This is a genomic window from Pollutibacter soli (assembly GCA_029269725.1).
In the GTDB taxonomy this organism is placed as follows: domain Bacteria; phylum Bacteroidota; class Bacteroidia; order Chitinophagales; family Chitinophagaceae; genus Pollutibacter; species Pollutibacter soli.
In genome coordinates this window covers 118791-133704 of record JARJHS010000005.1, presented here as the reverse complement: position 1 = coordinate 133704, position 14914 = coordinate 118791, and the positions used below count along the sequence as shown (strand labels likewise).

At 42.1% G+C, this 14914-nt stretch carries 15 protein-coding genes; 11 read left to right on the top strand and 4 right to left on the bottom strand.

From position 1 onward, the window contains the following. Positions 1–189 precede the first annotated feature (189 nt). From P2W82_RS14100 to P2W82_RS14090, 3 genes are all read left to right on the top strand, one after another. Positions 190–1164 (top strand): aldo/keto reductase, encoded by a 975-nt coding sequence (locus P2W82_RS14100; RefSeq protein WP_336516545.1) that lies wholly within the window; start codon positions 190–192, stop codon positions 1162–1164. A gap of 19 nt (positions 1165–1183) precedes the next feature. Beyond that, positions 1184–2101 (top strand): helix-turn-helix domain-containing protein, encoded by a 918-nt coding sequence (locus P2W82_RS14095; protein WP_336516544.1) that lies wholly within the window; start codon positions 1184–1186, stop codon positions 2099–2101. Positions 2102–2503: 402 nt separating this feature from the next. Further along, positions 2504–3556, top strand: coding sequence for a type II asparaginase (locus P2W82_RS14090; protein ID WP_336516543.1), 1053 nt, complete (start codon positions 2504–2506; stop codon positions 3554–3556). 220 nt (positions 3557–3776) lie between these two features. Here P2W82_RS14090 and P2W82_RS14085 read toward each other — a convergent pair whose 3' ends face one another. Both P2W82_RS14085 and P2W82_RS14080 read right to left on the bottom strand, forming a co-directional pair. Further along, positions 3777–4418: a hypothetical protein gene (locus P2W82_RS14085; protein WP_336516542.1), complete on the bottom strand. Its 642-nt coding sequence runs from the start codon at positions 4416–4418 to the stop codon at positions 3777–3779. A gap of 320 nt (positions 4419–4738) precedes the next feature. Then, on the bottom strand, positions 4739–5386 hold the full coding sequence (locus tag P2W82_RS14080; protein WP_336516541.1) for a hypothetical protein: 648 nt from the start codon (positions 5384–5386) through the stop codon (positions 4739–4741). A gap of 420 nt (positions 5387–5806) precedes the next feature. On the opposite strand from P2W82_RS14080, the gene P2W82_RS14075 reads away from it, so the two are divergent. The 3 genes from P2W82_RS14075 (at position 5807) to P2W82_RS14065 (ending at position 8911) form a co-directional block, all read left to right on the top strand. After that, positions 5807–6733 (top strand): SDR family oxidoreductase, encoded by a 927-nt coding sequence (locus P2W82_RS14075; protein WP_336516540.1) that lies wholly within the window; start codon positions 5807–5809, stop codon positions 6731–6733. After that, positions 6717–7481 carry an SDR family oxidoreductase gene (locus P2W82_RS14070; protein ID WP_336516539.1) on the top strand — a complete coding sequence of 255 codons (765 nt, stop codon included), beginning with the start codon at positions 6717–6719 and terminating at the stop codon, positions 7479–7481. The genes P2W82_RS14075 and P2W82_RS14070 overlap by 17 nt, the downstream gene beginning before the upstream one ends. Positions 7482–7996: 515 nt before the next feature. Next, a complete protein-coding gene (locus P2W82_RS14065) occupies positions 7997–8911 on the top strand; it encodes a helix-turn-helix domain-containing protein (RefSeq protein ID WP_336516538.1) in 915 nt (304 codons plus the stop codon). A gap of 337 nt (positions 8912–9248) precedes the next feature. On the opposite strand, the gene P2W82_RS14060 is transcribed toward P2W82_RS14065, so the two are convergent. Continuing rightward, positions 9249–9389 (bottom strand): hypothetical protein, encoded by a 141-nt coding sequence (locus P2W82_RS14060; protein WP_336516537.1) that lies wholly within the window; start codon positions 9387–9389, stop codon positions 9249–9251. Between the two features lie 133 nt (positions 9390–9522). Here P2W82_RS14060 and P2W82_RS14055 point away from each other — a divergent pair, with 133 nt between their 5' ends. Both P2W82_RS14055 and P2W82_RS14050 read left to right on the top strand, forming a co-directional pair. Beyond that, on the top strand, positions 9523–10293 hold the full coding sequence (locus P2W82_RS14055) for an alpha/beta hydrolase (protein WP_336516536.1): 771 nt from the start codon (positions 9523–9525) through the stop codon (positions 10291–10293). Positions 10294–10562: 269 nt separating this feature from the next. Further along, positions 10563–11513, top strand: a complete 951-nt coding sequence (locus tag P2W82_RS14050) for an NmrA/HSCARG family protein (protein ID WP_336516535.1) — start codon at positions 10563–10565, stop codon at positions 11511–11513. A 75-nt stretch (positions 11514–11588) separates the two neighbouring features. Here P2W82_RS14050 and bcp read toward each other — a convergent pair whose 3' ends face one another. Then, positions 11589–12122, bottom strand: a complete 534-nt coding sequence (gene bcp / locus P2W82_RS14045; RefSeq protein ID WP_336516534.1) for a thioredoxin-dependent thiol peroxidase — start codon at positions 12120–12122, stop codon at positions 11589–11591. A 207-nt stretch (positions 12123–12329) separates the two neighbouring features. On the opposite strand from bcp, the gene P2W82_RS14040 reads away from it, so the two are divergent. The 3 genes from P2W82_RS14040 to P2W82_RS14030 all read left to right on the top strand — a co-directional run bounded on the left by P2W82_RS14040 (position 12330) and on the right by P2W82_RS14030 (position 14873). Further along, positions 12330–12782, top strand: a complete 453-nt coding sequence (locus tag P2W82_RS14040) for a nuclear transport factor 2 family protein (RefSeq protein ID WP_336516533.1) — start codon at positions 12330–12332, stop codon at positions 12780–12782. Between the two features lie 62 nt (positions 12783–12844). Next, positions 12845–13609: a hypothetical protein gene (locus P2W82_RS14035; protein WP_336516532.1), complete on the top strand. Its 765-nt coding sequence runs from the start codon at positions 12845–12847 to the stop codon at positions 13607–13609. 400 nt (positions 13610–14009) lie between these two features. Beyond that, positions 14010–14873 (top strand): caspase family protein, encoded by an 864-nt coding sequence (locus tag P2W82_RS14030; RefSeq protein ID WP_336516531.1) that lies wholly within the window; start codon positions 14010–14012, stop codon positions 14871–14873. Positions 14874–14914: the final 41 nt, after the last annotated feature.

The window sequence follows — 14914 nt, the reverse complement described above, 5'->3', positions numbered from 1 at the left end:
CATGGCTGTTTTCTTTACGGTTTGATGTTCTTGTAAACAAACTAATAAGCAAGCTTCAAAGAATGTAAGAGAAGGCACGCGAAGTTTTGGCAGTTCCCTTATTTCGGCAAAGCAATTCCTCATTTCCACTAATGCCCACAGATTTCTGAAGTCGAACTTTGCTCTGACATTCAGTTTAAAAAGAAATCAATGAATAGAACATTAGGAAAGAACGGCCCGTCGGTATCCGCAATCGGTTTAGGATGCATGGGTATGTCAGGTGCATATGGACATGCCGATGAAAGATCATCTGCAGCGACCATTGAAAAAGCATTGGAGCTCGGACATAATTTTTTAGACACAGCGGACTATTATTTGTCAGGTCATAATGAAATGCTGATTGCAAAAGCCATCAGCAGTAAAAGAGACAAAGCATTTCTTTCTGTAAAAACAGGAATGATGGCCTCTCCTGGCGGTTATGGGCCGGTGAATGGTCACCCTGATTATTTGCGACACGCCGTGATGCATAGTCTTCAACGACTGAAAACAGATTATATCGATCTGTATACATTAGGCCGGGTAGATCCTGACATTCCGATTGAAGAAAGTGTCGGTGCAATGGCTGAACTCGTTGCGAAAGGTCTGGTTCGTTATATCGGCTTGTCTGAAGCATCGGCAAAATCTATTCGCAGGGCTGCAGCTGTTCATGCCATTACAGCATTACAAACGGAGTATTCGCTCTGGACAAGAGACGTCGAAACAGAGATACTGCCAACCATTCGGGGGCTGGGCATCGGGCTTGTTGCATACGCTCCGTTGAGCCGTGGATTTATCAGTGGAGAATTCAAAATACCAGGAGATATAAAGGACAATCGCGCGCGTATGCCACGCTACCAGGGTGAGAACTTTTATAAAAATCTTGAACTGGCAGAAAAAATAAAACTGATCGCTCATGAAAAAGGCTGTACTCCATCGCAGCTGGCAATTGCCTGGGTGATTGCACAGGGTAATGATATCATAACTATTCCTGGCACTAAACATATACACCGGTTGGAAGAAAATACAGCATCAGAATTTATTCATCTTTCTAGAGAAGATTTGGCCGGTCTCGATGCCGTTATGCCGATGGGAATTGCATCGGGTCCCCGCTATCCGGAAATGTTCATGAAAGCATTGAATAATTAAACATGTTTAACTTTACCAGATGAAAAAGCAGAATGGTGTTCCACATAAATTCGAAACACTGTCTGAAGTGCACTGCATATTCGGACTGCCCAAACCTCTGCATCCACTGATCAGCCTGATTGAAAACAAAAAAAACGATTTAGATGCAAGTAAAGTGCCTGCATCCTTCATTCACAGTTTCTATAAAATATCATACAAGAAAAACCTCAGTGGAAAATTAAGATACGGACAACATTTTTATGATTTCGAGGAAGGCGGATTGTTTTTTACATCGCCTGACCAGGTTTCTTCCAATGCAGAAAACAATGGCGACCATACAGGTTTTACATTGCTGATCCATCCGGACTATTTAATGAATTATCCGTTGGCGAAAAAAATCAAAGAGTATGGATTTTTTTCATACGCTGCGAATGAGGCATTGCATTTATCGGATTCGGAAAAATCCACTATCATCTCCATATTTAAAAATATCGAAACTGAACTGCAGGGCAGGATTGATGATTTCAGCCACGATGTCATCATTTCGCAGATTGAATCGTTGTTAACTTACAGCAATCGTTTTTACAAGCGACAGTTCATCACGCGTAAGGCTGTCAGCAATGACCTGTTGCAACAGCTGGAGGAAATCCTGGATAACTGTTTTAAAGATGAACATACTTTGAAACATGGATTACCTTCTGTTCAGTTTCTTGCAGGGCAACTGAATTTATCGCCGGGATACCTGAGTGATATGCTTCGTTCACTAACGGGGCAGAATGCGCAACAACACATACACAATAAACTGATTCAAAAAGCTAAGGAAAAAATTTCAACAACAAATCTCAGCATCAGCCAGATTGCTTATGAGCTGGGCTTTGAGCATCCGTCTTCATTTAATAAACTCTTCAAATCAAAAACAAATTTATCTCCATTGAAGTTCAGGCAATCGTTTAATTAGTGGGGAGGCAGGAGTAAAAAGGCAGGAGTGAACAGCCGGTGTTCGCATATGGTGTGTCGGTTAAAGTATTTAGTTTTTGCTTCTCATGTGTACGGCGGGTCCAGCAGGCGTTAAGCGGCAGATTACCGTGATTATTTCATTATAGCCAATTATTGAGAGAGCCTCGCCTGGGCATTTGATAAGACCATCATTGGATCTTTGCGCCGCTGGAGGCGAGTCTCGCTGCTGGTATATGCAATTCAAATTAATGCAAGTATCCATCACATGCATCGGCTGCATCGGATTCGCCGACAGTCGCGTTTTATGTGGTCAAATGTTCGTGGCTGCAGGCTGTTCTCTTCCCTGAATATGTTTTCTATTTCTGTCTCTCCCTTATTATCTTTATTCGAACGGTCATCTATTATGACGAAACTACCAATCGCTATCTTTTTCATTTGCAGCATTTTTTCTGCATCATCCCAAGACTTACCACGCATCATCATATTAGCAACAGGTGGCACCATCGCCGGACAAGGAACGAGTTCAACAGGCGCGGGATATGTCCCTGGAAAACTTTCTGTCGAAGAACTCCTGAACAACATTCCGGCAATTAATAAAGTAGCCACGGTCAGGGGAGAACAGATAGCTTCCGTCGGAAGTTATGATATCACTGTTGAATTATGGTTGAAACTTGCCAGGCGCATCAATGAAATTTTTGAGAAGGATGAGGCTGATGGAATTGTTATTACCCATGGTACGGACACGCAGGAAGAAACCGCTTATTTTTTAAGCCTGACCGTTAAACATTCAAAACCGGTAGTACTTACCGGTGCCATGCGCCCTGCAACATCCATCAGTGCAGATGGACCAAAGAATTTATTTGATGCAATCGTTGCAGCCAGTGATCTTCAAAGCAGAGGCAGGGGTGTATTGATAAGTTTTAATGAAAAACTATTTGATGGAAAGACTGTCGTTAAAATAAACACGACCAATGTGGAGGCATTTGCATCATTGAATACCGGCCCTATCGGAAAAGTATTTGACGGCAGGGTGAAGTATTATTATCCGGCTGCAGATGTCCGCAGCAACTCACCCGTGTTTGATATTTCCAGGCACGACTCACTCCCGCGGGTAGAAATCGTGTATATGTATGTCGGTGCGAGCGGAACAGCTGTACGGGCCTTCGCAAATGAAGGGGCAAAAGGCATCGTCATTGCAGGCTCGGGAAACGGATCGTTCAATAAATCCATTCTCCGGGAAGTAGAATCGGGGATCAAAAAAGGCATTGCAGTAGTTCGCGCGTCGAGAGTATCATCGGGTACTGTCACACCATCCAACCAGGTATTTGTTGATGAACAACTTGGAACTATCGCCGCAGAAGATCACAATCCTCAAAAAGCAAGAATACTGCTGATGCTTGCACTTACGAAAACCAGTAACCGGAATACGATACAGGAAATGTTTTTAGAGTATTAAAAACAGAAGACATAAATAGAAATGGTGAATTCAACTGAAAACTGAAATCCGGCGTGTTCATTTTATATCCACCACAAAAAATCAAACTACAAAGGAGCAGCCAGGGGAAACAGCCCGCAAATGAACAATGAAGAATCGAAAACCAGATCTGAAAACCTGAAAACAGCCGTTCAAAACCATGAACTATGAACTATGAACTTTTATGAACTATGAACTCCCTTCACCACCCCTCCATTTCTTTCAGCAGTCTTTTCAAATGCAACTCATTATATTCCGTATGCTCAATCATATATTTCTCATATTCCGAAACCCTTCCGCCCAGGATGCTGATGATCTGAGATCGATAAGTTGCAAACACCGAATACCTGGGACGATTAAAAAGCAGGCTTCGGTCGCGGTACTCTTTCTCGGATAGTTTAGCGAATGTCATCTTCAACTCTTCAACAACACCTGCATACCCGATAAAAAACCGATCGGTTTCATCCCTGTATTGATACAGAGAATATCGATTGCCTTCATAAACAGGTTTTAGCATGATCATTTCTGTTCTGAAACTGTCTGCATTTCTGATTTCCTGTTCAAACGGATCCAGCCAGGTGACGCTTCTTTTGCCGTACCACAGCAGGTAGACACCATTGTTTACCATCAATGATTTCAGACTGTCCACCTGCACATCGGCTATTTCTGTATCGTCCTGTTCCCTTTTGAATTTGAGTGACTGACTATTACCGGGCAGATATATAAATCCGCGCACGGTATCTCCCTGTGCTGTTACATACGCGCCGTGATGAAATCCCTTCTTCTGCGCAAAAAGAGAAAGTGCAGTAACAATTATAAAAAATAAAAAAACTGCCTTCTTCATATTCCCGATGATTTTAAAAGGCTCACACTACAAAGATTTTCTGTCGCACTCAATTGCTGCATGATCAACAAAGTCAATTCAAAGAAAATATACGTATTACACTGAAAGAAGGTTGGAAGCAACTAATCTTAATAAAAAGGCCATCCAACTCCGGTTAAGTTACCAATTAAATGGCTGTAGGGGAAAAGATGAAAAAAGATGCTTTTCCCGGGATGTTCCTCAACGCACACTCAATAATTGATCTGTTTGGACTTTTACTGGCTTGCACTAAAACTCGGCCGCAATTAGTAAACCTTTGCCACTTTTGCCGATGTCCAAAATTATTTTGTCAGCAAATGTTCCTTCTCCAACTGTGATATCAGATCGGTTAAATATTGTCTGCGAACTTTTTCCAGTGATGTTATTTCAAAATCTGGTGAGGTCGAATTGTGTAAAATAGTTTCTGTTGCAAGATCATACAGGATCGACTGCATAGTAAAATAATTTCCACCCCTGGAAAAGCTTGCAGGCGTTTCAATACCGGCAACAGGTTCAACAGAATTATTACTTTTTAAAAGGCCCGTAAGCAAGCCTGCAATGATCTGCTGATTAGCTTTTATAGAACTGCCTTTATTGATAGTCAATGTTCCATCTTTTCTTAAAATCGTCAAAAACAACACTCCGTCACAACCAGCTTTCGCTCCTTTCATGTTTACTTCTTCTTTGGTCGGCACACTCGGTGTGTCCAGGGAGTACGGAATCAAATCAAGGCTTTTAACCGCCTTATACCCGGCAGAATCCAGAATGGATACAAAATCATTTTCCCATCTTACCCGCTCCTGTATAACGGGAGAAGGAGCAATAACCATAAGTTTTTTTAATCCGGGAACAATTGTCTCCTTGTCGTGCGAGGTTGATTTCTTCCCCGGTGTACATGCGGCGACTATAAAAATTAATGGCACTCTTACTATAAAGCGTGGCAATTTCATCTTGATCAATTTAGAGTTAATTACACCAACAAGATGTCCTTCCTCTAATTTACTTCATTATTGAACAGTTTTTATACTCAGCTCACATTACCGATGAGTTAATAATCTAAAAAAATGATTTCACTTTCCGAGAATTAAAAGCATAAAAATGCCCATGCAATTCAGCAACGAAAGAGTTATGTAATCAATTTCGTATACCGATTACGAATAAACGCAAATAAATCTCACAGGTAATTACTCTTTTTAATAGCACTTTTTACAACCAGCTTTAATTCCTCCTGTAGGCGAATTACTGCTTCTTTAACATTAAAAAACTGAGAAAATATTAAAAAGATCAACTTTTGGCTACAACAATAGCCGATCTGACTACATCTGCATCAACGATAAAGCGGAATTTTGTCCAAGTAATCGATCAGAAAAATGAAAATAGTATTAACAGGTTCCATTGGAAATATTGGTAAACCGCTGACAGGCATCCTTGTAAAGAATCGTCACGACGTGAAAGTCATCACCAGCAAGAAGGAAAGAGTTGCTCAGATTGAAGCATTGGGAGCAAAAGCTGCGATTGGCAGAATGGAGGACGCCGATTTCCTGGCGGCATCGTTCAGTGGCGCAGATATCGTTTATTGTATGGAAACAATGGAATCCGCAGGTGGATTACTCGATTCGGATATAGATATTTTCTCAGCGATCAACATCATCGGAAACAGTTATCGGAAAGCGATTGAAACCTGCAATATTAAACGCGTAGTTCATCTCAGCAGTGTCGGTGCACATACCAATAAGGGCATCGGTATCCTGGAGTTTCATTACAATGTCGAGCAGATACTGAGGCAACTACCCGAAGATGTGTCGATCAAAACAATCCGGCCAGTCGGATTCTATAGCAATTTGTTCAGCCATTTTCGCACGATCAGTGCATATAGCTCCATCATTAGCAATTATGGTGGTGATACTAAAGAACCCTGGGTTTCTACAACTGACATAGCGGAAGTGATTGCCGAAGAAATCGAAAAACCTTTTGACGGAAGAACTGTTCGATATATAGCGAGTGATGAAGTGTCACCGAATGAAATAGCAAAATCGCTTGGCCAGGCGATCGGCATTCCTGACCTGCAATGGAAAATTATTTCAGATAAAGAAATGATCGATGGTCTGCTGGCAACTGGTATGAACCTGCAGGCTGCAAAAGGATTTACAGAGATGCAGGCCGGACCAGGCAATGGCCCGATCTATGAAGATTACAATAAAAACATCCCAGTTTTGAGAAAAATAAAACTGAAAGATTTGCAAATGAATTTGCAGTCGAATACAATAAATACAAACAACAATGAGTACAACAAATAAAGTCGCACTGATAACCGGTGGCAGTCGTGGGCTTGGAAGGAACATGGCCGTCGCCATCGCAAAAAAAGGAATTGATGTCTTGATCACATATAATACGAACAGCAAAGCCGCAGAAGAAGTCGTTAGTGAAATAAAGTCAATTGGCCGGAATGCTGCAGCACTTCAGCTCGATACCAGCAGGATTAATAGCTTCGACGCATTTGTGAAAGAATTTACAGGCTGGCTGCAGGTCAATACCGCAAATTCAAAATTAGATTTCCTCATCAATAATGCAGGCACTGCTTTGTATTCACCGATCAAAGATGTGAAAGAAGAACAGGTCGATCATATTTTCGACATTCATTACAAGGCTGTTGTTTTTCTGACCCAGAAATTGCTACCGCTCATGAATGATGGAGGAGGCGTGATCAATATATCGTCCGGTCTTACTAGAATCACCAATCCCGGATCTGCCGTGTACGCATCAGTGAAAACAGCTGTAGAAACTTTCACGAGATATCTTGCAAAAGAAACAGGCGATAGAAAAATCCGGGCGAATGTGGTAGCTCCTGGTGCTATCGAAACGGATTTTGGAAATGGTCGCGTTCGCGATAATCCGGATATCAACAAACATATTGCAGAGATCACTGCGTTAGGAAGAGTTGGATTACCGGATGATATCGGTGGTGTCGTGGCTTTTCTTTGTACTGAAGATGCTTACTGGATCAATGGGCAAAGGATTGAAGTTTCTGGCGGACAGGCACTTTGATGCATGTTAAAGAAATAGATGTGGTATTTGAGTTTCGGCGCTGGAATCGATGCAATAACAGAAATGTTTCTGGCCTGCGAGTTGTGAGATCGATTCGGACAACTTCGGAGTAAGTTTTTCACTGAATAAATGCGTGGAAAAACGATTTTAAAACGCATTTTTTCTCTTCTGCAACCAGCCCTGCGGGCCCTCCCTTCGCCGCCTCCACCACCATTTTCTACGGATGACAACAGCTGTTTATCCAGGGATCCCGCTGTATCACCTGCCGTCGGCCATCCGCGAGCCGGCGGATAGTTGGCTAACTATCGTCCACCAGTAACCGCCGGTGGCCGGGAATAATACAAGTACCAAACAATAAAAATATCGCATGAAAACACGGCGGTTCAAAGTGTAAATCATCAAAAATAAAAGAGAAAAAGACCGGCCAGAAATGAGGTCATTCGCTGATCCCCCGTCAGAAAGCACCTGAAAATGGTATTGTCAGAAAATCATCGTGTCCTTCTTAATTTTGAAATATGGCAAAGCACAAACAGATCAGGGTGAAATCCATCAGCGAATATCATCGTTTCAGGGAATTGCCGCCGCCGGAACATCCATTGATCAGTGTGATTGATTATGCAAAAACAAAGATGCCTGAACCAGGCAATTCAATCAGTGTGATCAGTGAATATTATTCTATTTCGATCAAACGTGGAGTTGGAAAAATGTTCTACGGACAGCAGCAATATGATTTTGATGAAGGCGTGATGTATTTCATGGCACCTGGACAAGTGTTAAGAGTTGAACACAACCCCGATACAAAAGAAGACAGGTCGGGATGGATTTTACTGATTCATCCTGATTTCCTCTGGAACACGGCACTCGCGCAGAACATCAAAAAATATGAATACTTCAACTATTCAGTCAATGAAGCATTGTTCTTATCCGAGAAAGAAGAAGTGATCATCAATAATATCATCAACAATATCCGCCAGGAGTATCATACGAATATCGACAAATTCAGCCAGAGCATCATCATCGCCCAGCTTGAAACTCTTTTGAATTATGCAGATCGGTTTTATCAGCGCCAGTTTATCACGCGTAAAATAACCAGTCACCAGGTACTTGATCGTCTTGAAAAAGTCCTCTCCGATTATTTCAACAGCGATAAAATCCTGAAAGGTCTGCCCACAGTTCAATGGCTTGCTGACTCTTTGCATGTTTCTACAGGATACCTGAGCAGTCTGCTGAAAATCCTCACTGGTCAAACCGCCCAACAACATATCCACAGCAAACTCATCGAAAAAGCGAAGGAGAAATTGTCAACCACAGCATTAACAGTGAGCGAGATCGCTTATGAACTCGGATTCGAACATCCCCAATCATTCAATAAACTTTTCAAATCGAAAACGAATCTTACACCCCTGGAATTCCGCGCATCGTTTAATTAAATTTTAAGAAATAGGTTATTAGGTTTTAAGTTAGCTAATGTTATTACCGGATGCCCGCGGTATAGTTGACAAAAATTATAAGTAAAATCAATGGGTCGTCGATTGTGTTTTCAATCCATAAACTTTTCAAATCGAAAACGAATCTTACACCCCTGGAATTCCGCGCATGGTTTAATTCAATTTTAAGAAACAGGTTATTGGGTTTTAAGTTGGCTCATGTTATTATCGGATGCCCGCGGTATAGGCGACAAAAATTATAAGTAAAATCAATTGTTGGTCGATTGTGTTTTCAATTTATCATTGCCTCAACTTTTAATACTTGTTTCAGCCGATGTATCTAACTATTCGCTCTTCGCAATTCACCTTCTGCAATTCCTGATACAAGGCATGTCTTGTATCTGCAAACATCATCACCTTTCAACTCCTCCTTCACCACTCGCATTCCCGCCTTGTTCTTTTCCGGCTTTCTATTCTCCATTTCAGGCTTTCATGGCCCTGCCCCGCTGTTCTCATAACCGTATAGAGTACCTTGGACAGACAGGTGCAACTAGCGGGTTCGGGTAGTACCATAATCAATTCCGGAAATCTTCTTCAAAAAAAAATAAATCGTCATGGCAAAGTCAAAACACATCATACTCATCCACGGGAATTTCGTGAACAACCTCAGTTGGACAGAATGGAAAAAATATTATGAACAGAAGGGATATACTGTTCATACGCCGGCTAATCCTGGTCATGATGGTGACCCGGCAAAACTGAGAGCGAGAGTACATCCTGATCTTGTAAAAACAGGTTTTATTGATGTGGTGAATAATATCAATTCAATCATAAAATCACTTCGAGAAAAGCCGCTGATTATTGGTCACTCCATGGCAGGAATGGCAACAATGAAACTGGTGGAACTCGGCAGTGCCGCAGCAGGCGTAAGTATTGATGGCGCTCCTCCAAAAAATGTTTTTCCTCCGTTCCAGACTTTAAAAACAGCATTACCTGCTTTCGGATTTTTCAGCTTTAAGAAATATTTTATGGGTAGCAGGAAATGGTATGATTATTCGTTCTTCAATACCATTCCTGATGCAGAGAAAGAAAAAGCTTTCGAAAAATTCGCGGTACCGGAAAGTTTCAAAGTCAGTCGTCAACTCGTTCTACATTCATTTTCAAATATCGATTTTAAGAAACCGCATGCTCCCCTCCTTTTCATCGGTGGCGGCAATGATCATATCTTTCCGACCGGACTTACAAAAACGCTTGCGGGAAAATATAAAGATGCTGGCAGTCGGGTTGATCTTAAAATTTTTGAAGGCAAAAGTCATTTCATTTGCGGCGAACCTGGTTGGGAGAAAGTTGCAGACTATATTCTGGAATGGTATGAAAAGGTATAACGTAGAAGGTTAAACGTTAAACGTTGGCTCATGATGGTGATAATTCTCATCCAGTCAGGCCATTTTCTGTTTAGAAATTGGTTGCGAGTTCGCCAGGGATTGAAACTTTCACCGATAATGTTCCGGTTAAAGCACCTGAATCGGTACCACAATAGGTTCAGAAAAAAAGAATCTCGGGGACAGATTCCCACAGTTGCGCTCTGGTGTTTTACGTTGAACGTTACACGTTATACCTGAAATTGTTACCTTTCATGACACAAACAAAAGTTATGTCACAGAAAAAGCTCATTACCATATTTGGCGCAACCGGCGCACAGGGTGGCGGTCTGGCCCGCGCTATTCTCAGCGATAAGAACAGTGAATTTTCCGTTCGTGCAGTTACACGCGATCCTTCATCAGATAAAGCAAAAGCACTCGCAGCAATGGGTGCCGAAGTAGTGGAGGCAGACTTAGCGCATCCGGAAAAAGTGAAGAAAGCCATGGAAGGCGCCTGGGGTGCATTCTGTGTTACTTTTTTCTGGGCGCATTTTTCACCCGAACAGGAAGCCGCCGAAGCAAAGTGTATGGCCGATGCTGCAAAAGCCGCTGGCGTCAGACATGTAATCTGGTCTACGCTGGAAGATACAAGGCTTCACGTGCCCTTGCATGACGATCGCATGCCGACACTTATGGAAAAATACAAAGTGCCGCATTTCGATGCTAAAGGCGAATCCAACCGTTTTTTTAAAGAAGAAGGAATTCCCACTACTTTTTTGCTAACGAGTTTTTACTGGGACAATATGATCTATTTCGGGCTGGGGCCTAAACGCGGAGCTGATGGCGTACTGGCAATTACTTTCCCGATGGGAGATAGTCCATTATCCGGTATTGGCTCAGGAGACATCGGAAAATGTGCGTATGGTATTTTCAAAAAAGGTGAATCCCTGATCGGGAAAACGATTGGCATTGCAGGCGAACATATCACCTGCGCGGAAATGGCAAAATCCATGACAAAAGCATTGGGCGAAGAAGTTCGTTACAACAGCATCAGTCCGGAAACTTTCAGGTCGTTTGGATTTCCTGGTGCAGAAGATCTCGGAAACATGTTCCAGTACTACCAGGAATTTGCAAAAGAATTTGCCGACGCACGAGATATAAAAATGGCAAAAGAATTAAATCCGGAATTGCAGGATTTTGATAGTTGGCTTGCAGATAACGCGAAGAAAATTCCGTTGAGTTAATGCAAAAGTTTTTTAAAAAAGGGCATTCATTGATGCCCTTTTTTTATCGTTCACTTAAGTAGTCGCCTGTCTGAATTATTGCATCGTATTATACCCCAGTACCTGCTTTGCATGGTCTTTGGTATCCACTTTTTCAATCTTCGCAACAACGGTTCCTTTTTCATCGATGATAAAAGTTGTACGCGCCATTCCCATGAACTTCTGTCCATCTCTTTCTTTCTCCACCCAAACACCGTACTGATTGGCAATTGTTTTATCTGTATCTGCAATCAAAGTAAAGGGCAGATTGTATTTTGTTTTGAAGTCTTTATGTGATTTCTGATCATCAGCACTTACGCCAATAATGGTATACCCGGCTTTTGTTAACGAATCATAATTGTCGCGCAGACTGCAAGCTTCTGCAGTACATCCCGGTGTATCATCTTTCGGATAGAAATACAATACCACTTTTTTCCCTTTGTACTGATCGAGAGAAACGGTGTTCCCATCCTGGTCTTTGCCAGAGAAATTAGGTGCGAGTTGGCCGTTCTTCACACCACCACCGCCCTGGGAGAACACAGAAACGGAAACAGTGGACAGGAGGATCAAAAGAAAAGTAAGCTTTTTCATATTTAAAGTATTTTAATTCTTAAACAGATATACGCAAAGATACAATAAACGGAGGCTTACCGGCGGTGCCCGATTTTAATACTGTTTAGAAGAAATCCCCCTGAGAGGCTTTGAAATTCCATAGCTTCACCCTGCAGCATGAACAGTAGCCGGGAAAGATGTTATTCGGAAAATCTATTCAATCATTCATTAGAAAAACAATGAACCATGAAAATGTATTTCCTTTTATCAATGGGACTGGTAATATTCTTTAATTCGGATATATCGGCCCAGGATGGTAAAGAGCCGAATAGCAGAAGCAAGGAAATCTATTTGTTGATCGACAATTACGCTCTCGCGCGGGAGAAGAAAGATACAGTTTTACTTAGAAAAATTCTTACTAATGATATCGATCAGCTGGTTTCAACAGGAGAATGGCGATACGGAATTAATGAGGCAATAAAAGGTATGTTGCAAAGTTCGGTGGGCAACCCGGGTTCCAGAATTCTGAAAGTAGAAAAGGTTCGTTTTCTTGACGAAAGCACTGCGATTGCAGATGCACATTATGAGATAAAAAACCCGGACAATACTATTCGGAAAATGTGGAGTTCATTCGTTGCAGTTAAGGCTCTCGGAACATGGAAAATTGCCGCGATCCGGAATATGCTTCCTGGAAAATAATTAATGTCAGATGCCCCCGGTCTCCTACTTTCAAAAGACAGAAATTTATATCCGCGATAAGTTTGAAATTTGTATTATTAACGATGGTATTAAAAGCCTGGAAAAATGCTTCCATCAAAGCTGGTGTTGTTTTAAGCCTGATAACTGTTTTCAATTGCAGTACCGCACAAACGTTACTACCATCACAGCCGGCAAGAGACATATCTGATTCAGCGAACATCAGATACGACTCGCTTGAAAAAATTTATGGCAAAAACAAAGTAATTCCTACGCAGTATGCGAAGCAATTGATTTATGCACTCTCCTATTTTCCTGAGTTGGTTAATACTAAAATCAAACTCAAAATCATCAACAGCGAGAAGGGTTTGATTTCAACCAACCTTACATTCGGCAGCGTTTTTCGAAAGGCCAGTAAGCGAACTTATATCATTAAAATTTTTGAACCTTCCGCAGGATCGAATATTCCTTTGTTTGTAAACGCCGGCATAAACGGACAGGCAGGCATTTTCGGACACGAGCTATGTCATATCGTTTATTTCGGGACGAAAAATACCTTCGGACTGATCGGTCTTGGCATCAGTCATGTTTCGGTAAAATATATGGATCAGTTTGAACGCAACACTGATAGTGCCGATATCGCCCGCGGATTGGGTTACCAGCTATTGGCCTGGAAGGCATATCTCAATAAAGGTTTCGCTGTCATGCGAAACGACATTATTCCCCACGAAGAAAAATATCCCGGCGGAAAAAGGTATATGAGTGAGTCGGCGATACAAGAGCAGATGAGCAGGACGGAGAAATATGTTGGGTTAGACAGCAGATGGTAGGGTCAATAGTAAGCAGGCCATAGGCAGTAGGAACAGTCACGCTAAGAGAGTGCTGTGTCACTGTTACTGTCTCTGATTTTCTCCTGTACCGATTTGCGGTTTCTGTTTCCTGTTCAATTGCAGGGACGCCATGCATGGCGTCTCTGCAATTAAACCAACGGCATCCGTTTTTGACAAGATATATCATCCTGAAAAGCCAGCTGTTTCCTGTTGCCTGTTGCCTGCTTATTATTGCCTTTCTTCACTGTTTCTGTTTCTGTTTTCTCCTTTTCCCTGTTCCACATGTCCGTTTTCAGTTTCCCGCTATTCCTGTATTGCGTATTCCGGATTCTCCCTCCTCGTTAAAAAACGGGTTGCGCATTTACAATCATTCTTAACTTTGTATATCATTCAGCATTACATGCGGGCTTACTCTCTGCATATCGGTGTCAACAATGTTAACCCCGTACATTACAATGGCTGGGATGGGATACTGGCGTGTTGCGAGAACGACGCGAAATTTTATTCTGAAGTTGCCGGTAAAGCCGGTATCACAGAACAAACGCTGCTGCTGAGTTCAGATGCTGACGAATACAAAAGGCCGCTCACCGCTAACGTCAATGCCTATCTTAAAAAACAAAGCGAAACACTGAAAAACGGTGATTTCCTTTTCATCAGCTATTCCGGTCATGGTGGCCAGGTGAAGGATATCAATCATGATGAAGACGATTTCCAGGATGAAACCTGGTGTCTCTGGGACCGGCAACTAATAGATGATGAACTCTGGGATCATTTCAGTCGCTTTGAAGCAGGCGTAAAAATTTTGATGGTGTCCGACAGCTGTCATAGTGGCTCCATGTCTAGAGGGGCGGGAGAAGAAACAGCTACTGTTCTGCCAAAAAGATATGTCACCAGGGAAGCGCCAAGAGACATCGGACTTGAAGCATATCATAACAATAAGCAGGACTACGCAGATGCTGTCCGAATGCCGTTAGTAATAAAGGATGATATTGCTGCAAGTGTACTGCTGCTCGGTGCATGCCAGGATGCTGAGAAAGCTGTTGAGCAGGATGGCTTTGGACTGATGACCGGCGCACTCCGAAAGGTTTTACTGGAAAACGAACGACCTGGAACATATAAGCAGGTACATTCACGTATATTCGATCTGATTTCAGCTATTCAACGTCCCAATCTTTTCGCTTACGGTCGGGAATCTGCGCTGTTTCGTGAGGAAGAAATGTTCAAAATCGACCCTAAGAAATATTTCAGTTTCATCAGGAAATGAAATGGCTGAACTCATGGCTCTGAAGTAATACTGACTCATCA

Bases quoted from the DNA above. Each gene is read 5' to 3' on its own strand.
- P2W82_RS14090 (WP_336516543.1), top strand. From the start codon at position 2,504: ATGACGAAACTACCAATCGCTATCTTTTTCATTTGCAGCATTTTTTCT.
- P2W82_RS14095 (WP_336516544.1), top strand. From the start codon at position 1,184: ATGAAAAAGCAGAATGGTGTTCCACATAAATTCGAAACACTGTCTGAA.
- P2W82_RS14080 (WP_336516541.1), bottom strand. From the start codon at position 5,386: ATGAAATTGCCACGCTTTATAGTAAGAGTGCCATTAATTTTTATAGTC.
- P2W82_RS14055 (WP_336516536.1), top strand. From the start codon at position 9,523: ATGGCAAAGTCAAAACACATCATACTCATCCACGGGAATTTCGTGAAC.
- P2W82_RS14030 (WP_336516531.1), top strand. From the start codon at position 14,010: ATGCGGGCTTACTCTCTGCATATCGGTGTCAACAATGTTAACCCCGTA.
- bcp (WP_336516534.1), bottom strand. From the start codon at position 12,122: ATGAAAAAGCTTACTTTTCTTTTGATCCTCCTGTCCACTGTTTCCGTT.
- P2W82_RS14050 (WP_336516535.1), top strand. From the start codon at position 10,563: ATGTCACAGAAAAAGCTCATTACCATATTTGGCGCAACCGGCGCACAG.
- P2W82_RS14100 (WP_336516545.1), top strand. From the start codon at position 190: ATGAATAGAACATTAGGAAAGAACGGCCCGTCGGTATCCGCAATCGGT.
- P2W82_RS14040 (WP_336516533.1), top strand. From the start codon at position 12,330: ATGAAAATGTATTTCCTTTTATCAATGGGACTGGTAATATTCTTTAAT.
- P2W82_RS14065 (WP_336516538.1), top strand. From the start codon at position 7,997: ATGGCAAAGCACAAACAGATCAGGGTGAAATCCATCAGCGAATATCAT.
- P2W82_RS14060 (WP_336516537.1), bottom strand. From the start codon at position 9,389: ATGGAGAATAGAAAGCCGGAAAAGAACAAGGCGGGAATGCGAGTGGTG.
- P2W82_RS14085 (WP_336516542.1), bottom strand. From the start codon at position 4,418: ATGAAGAAGGCAGTTTTTTTATTTTTTATAATTGTTACTGCACTTTCT.
- P2W82_RS14070 (WP_336516539.1), top strand. From the start codon at position 6,717: ATGAGTACAACAAATAAAGTCGCACTGATAACCGGTGGCAGTCGTGGG.
- P2W82_RS14075 (WP_336516540.1), top strand. From the start codon at position 5,807: ATGAAAATAGTATTAACAGGTTCCATTGGAAATATTGGTAAACCGCTG.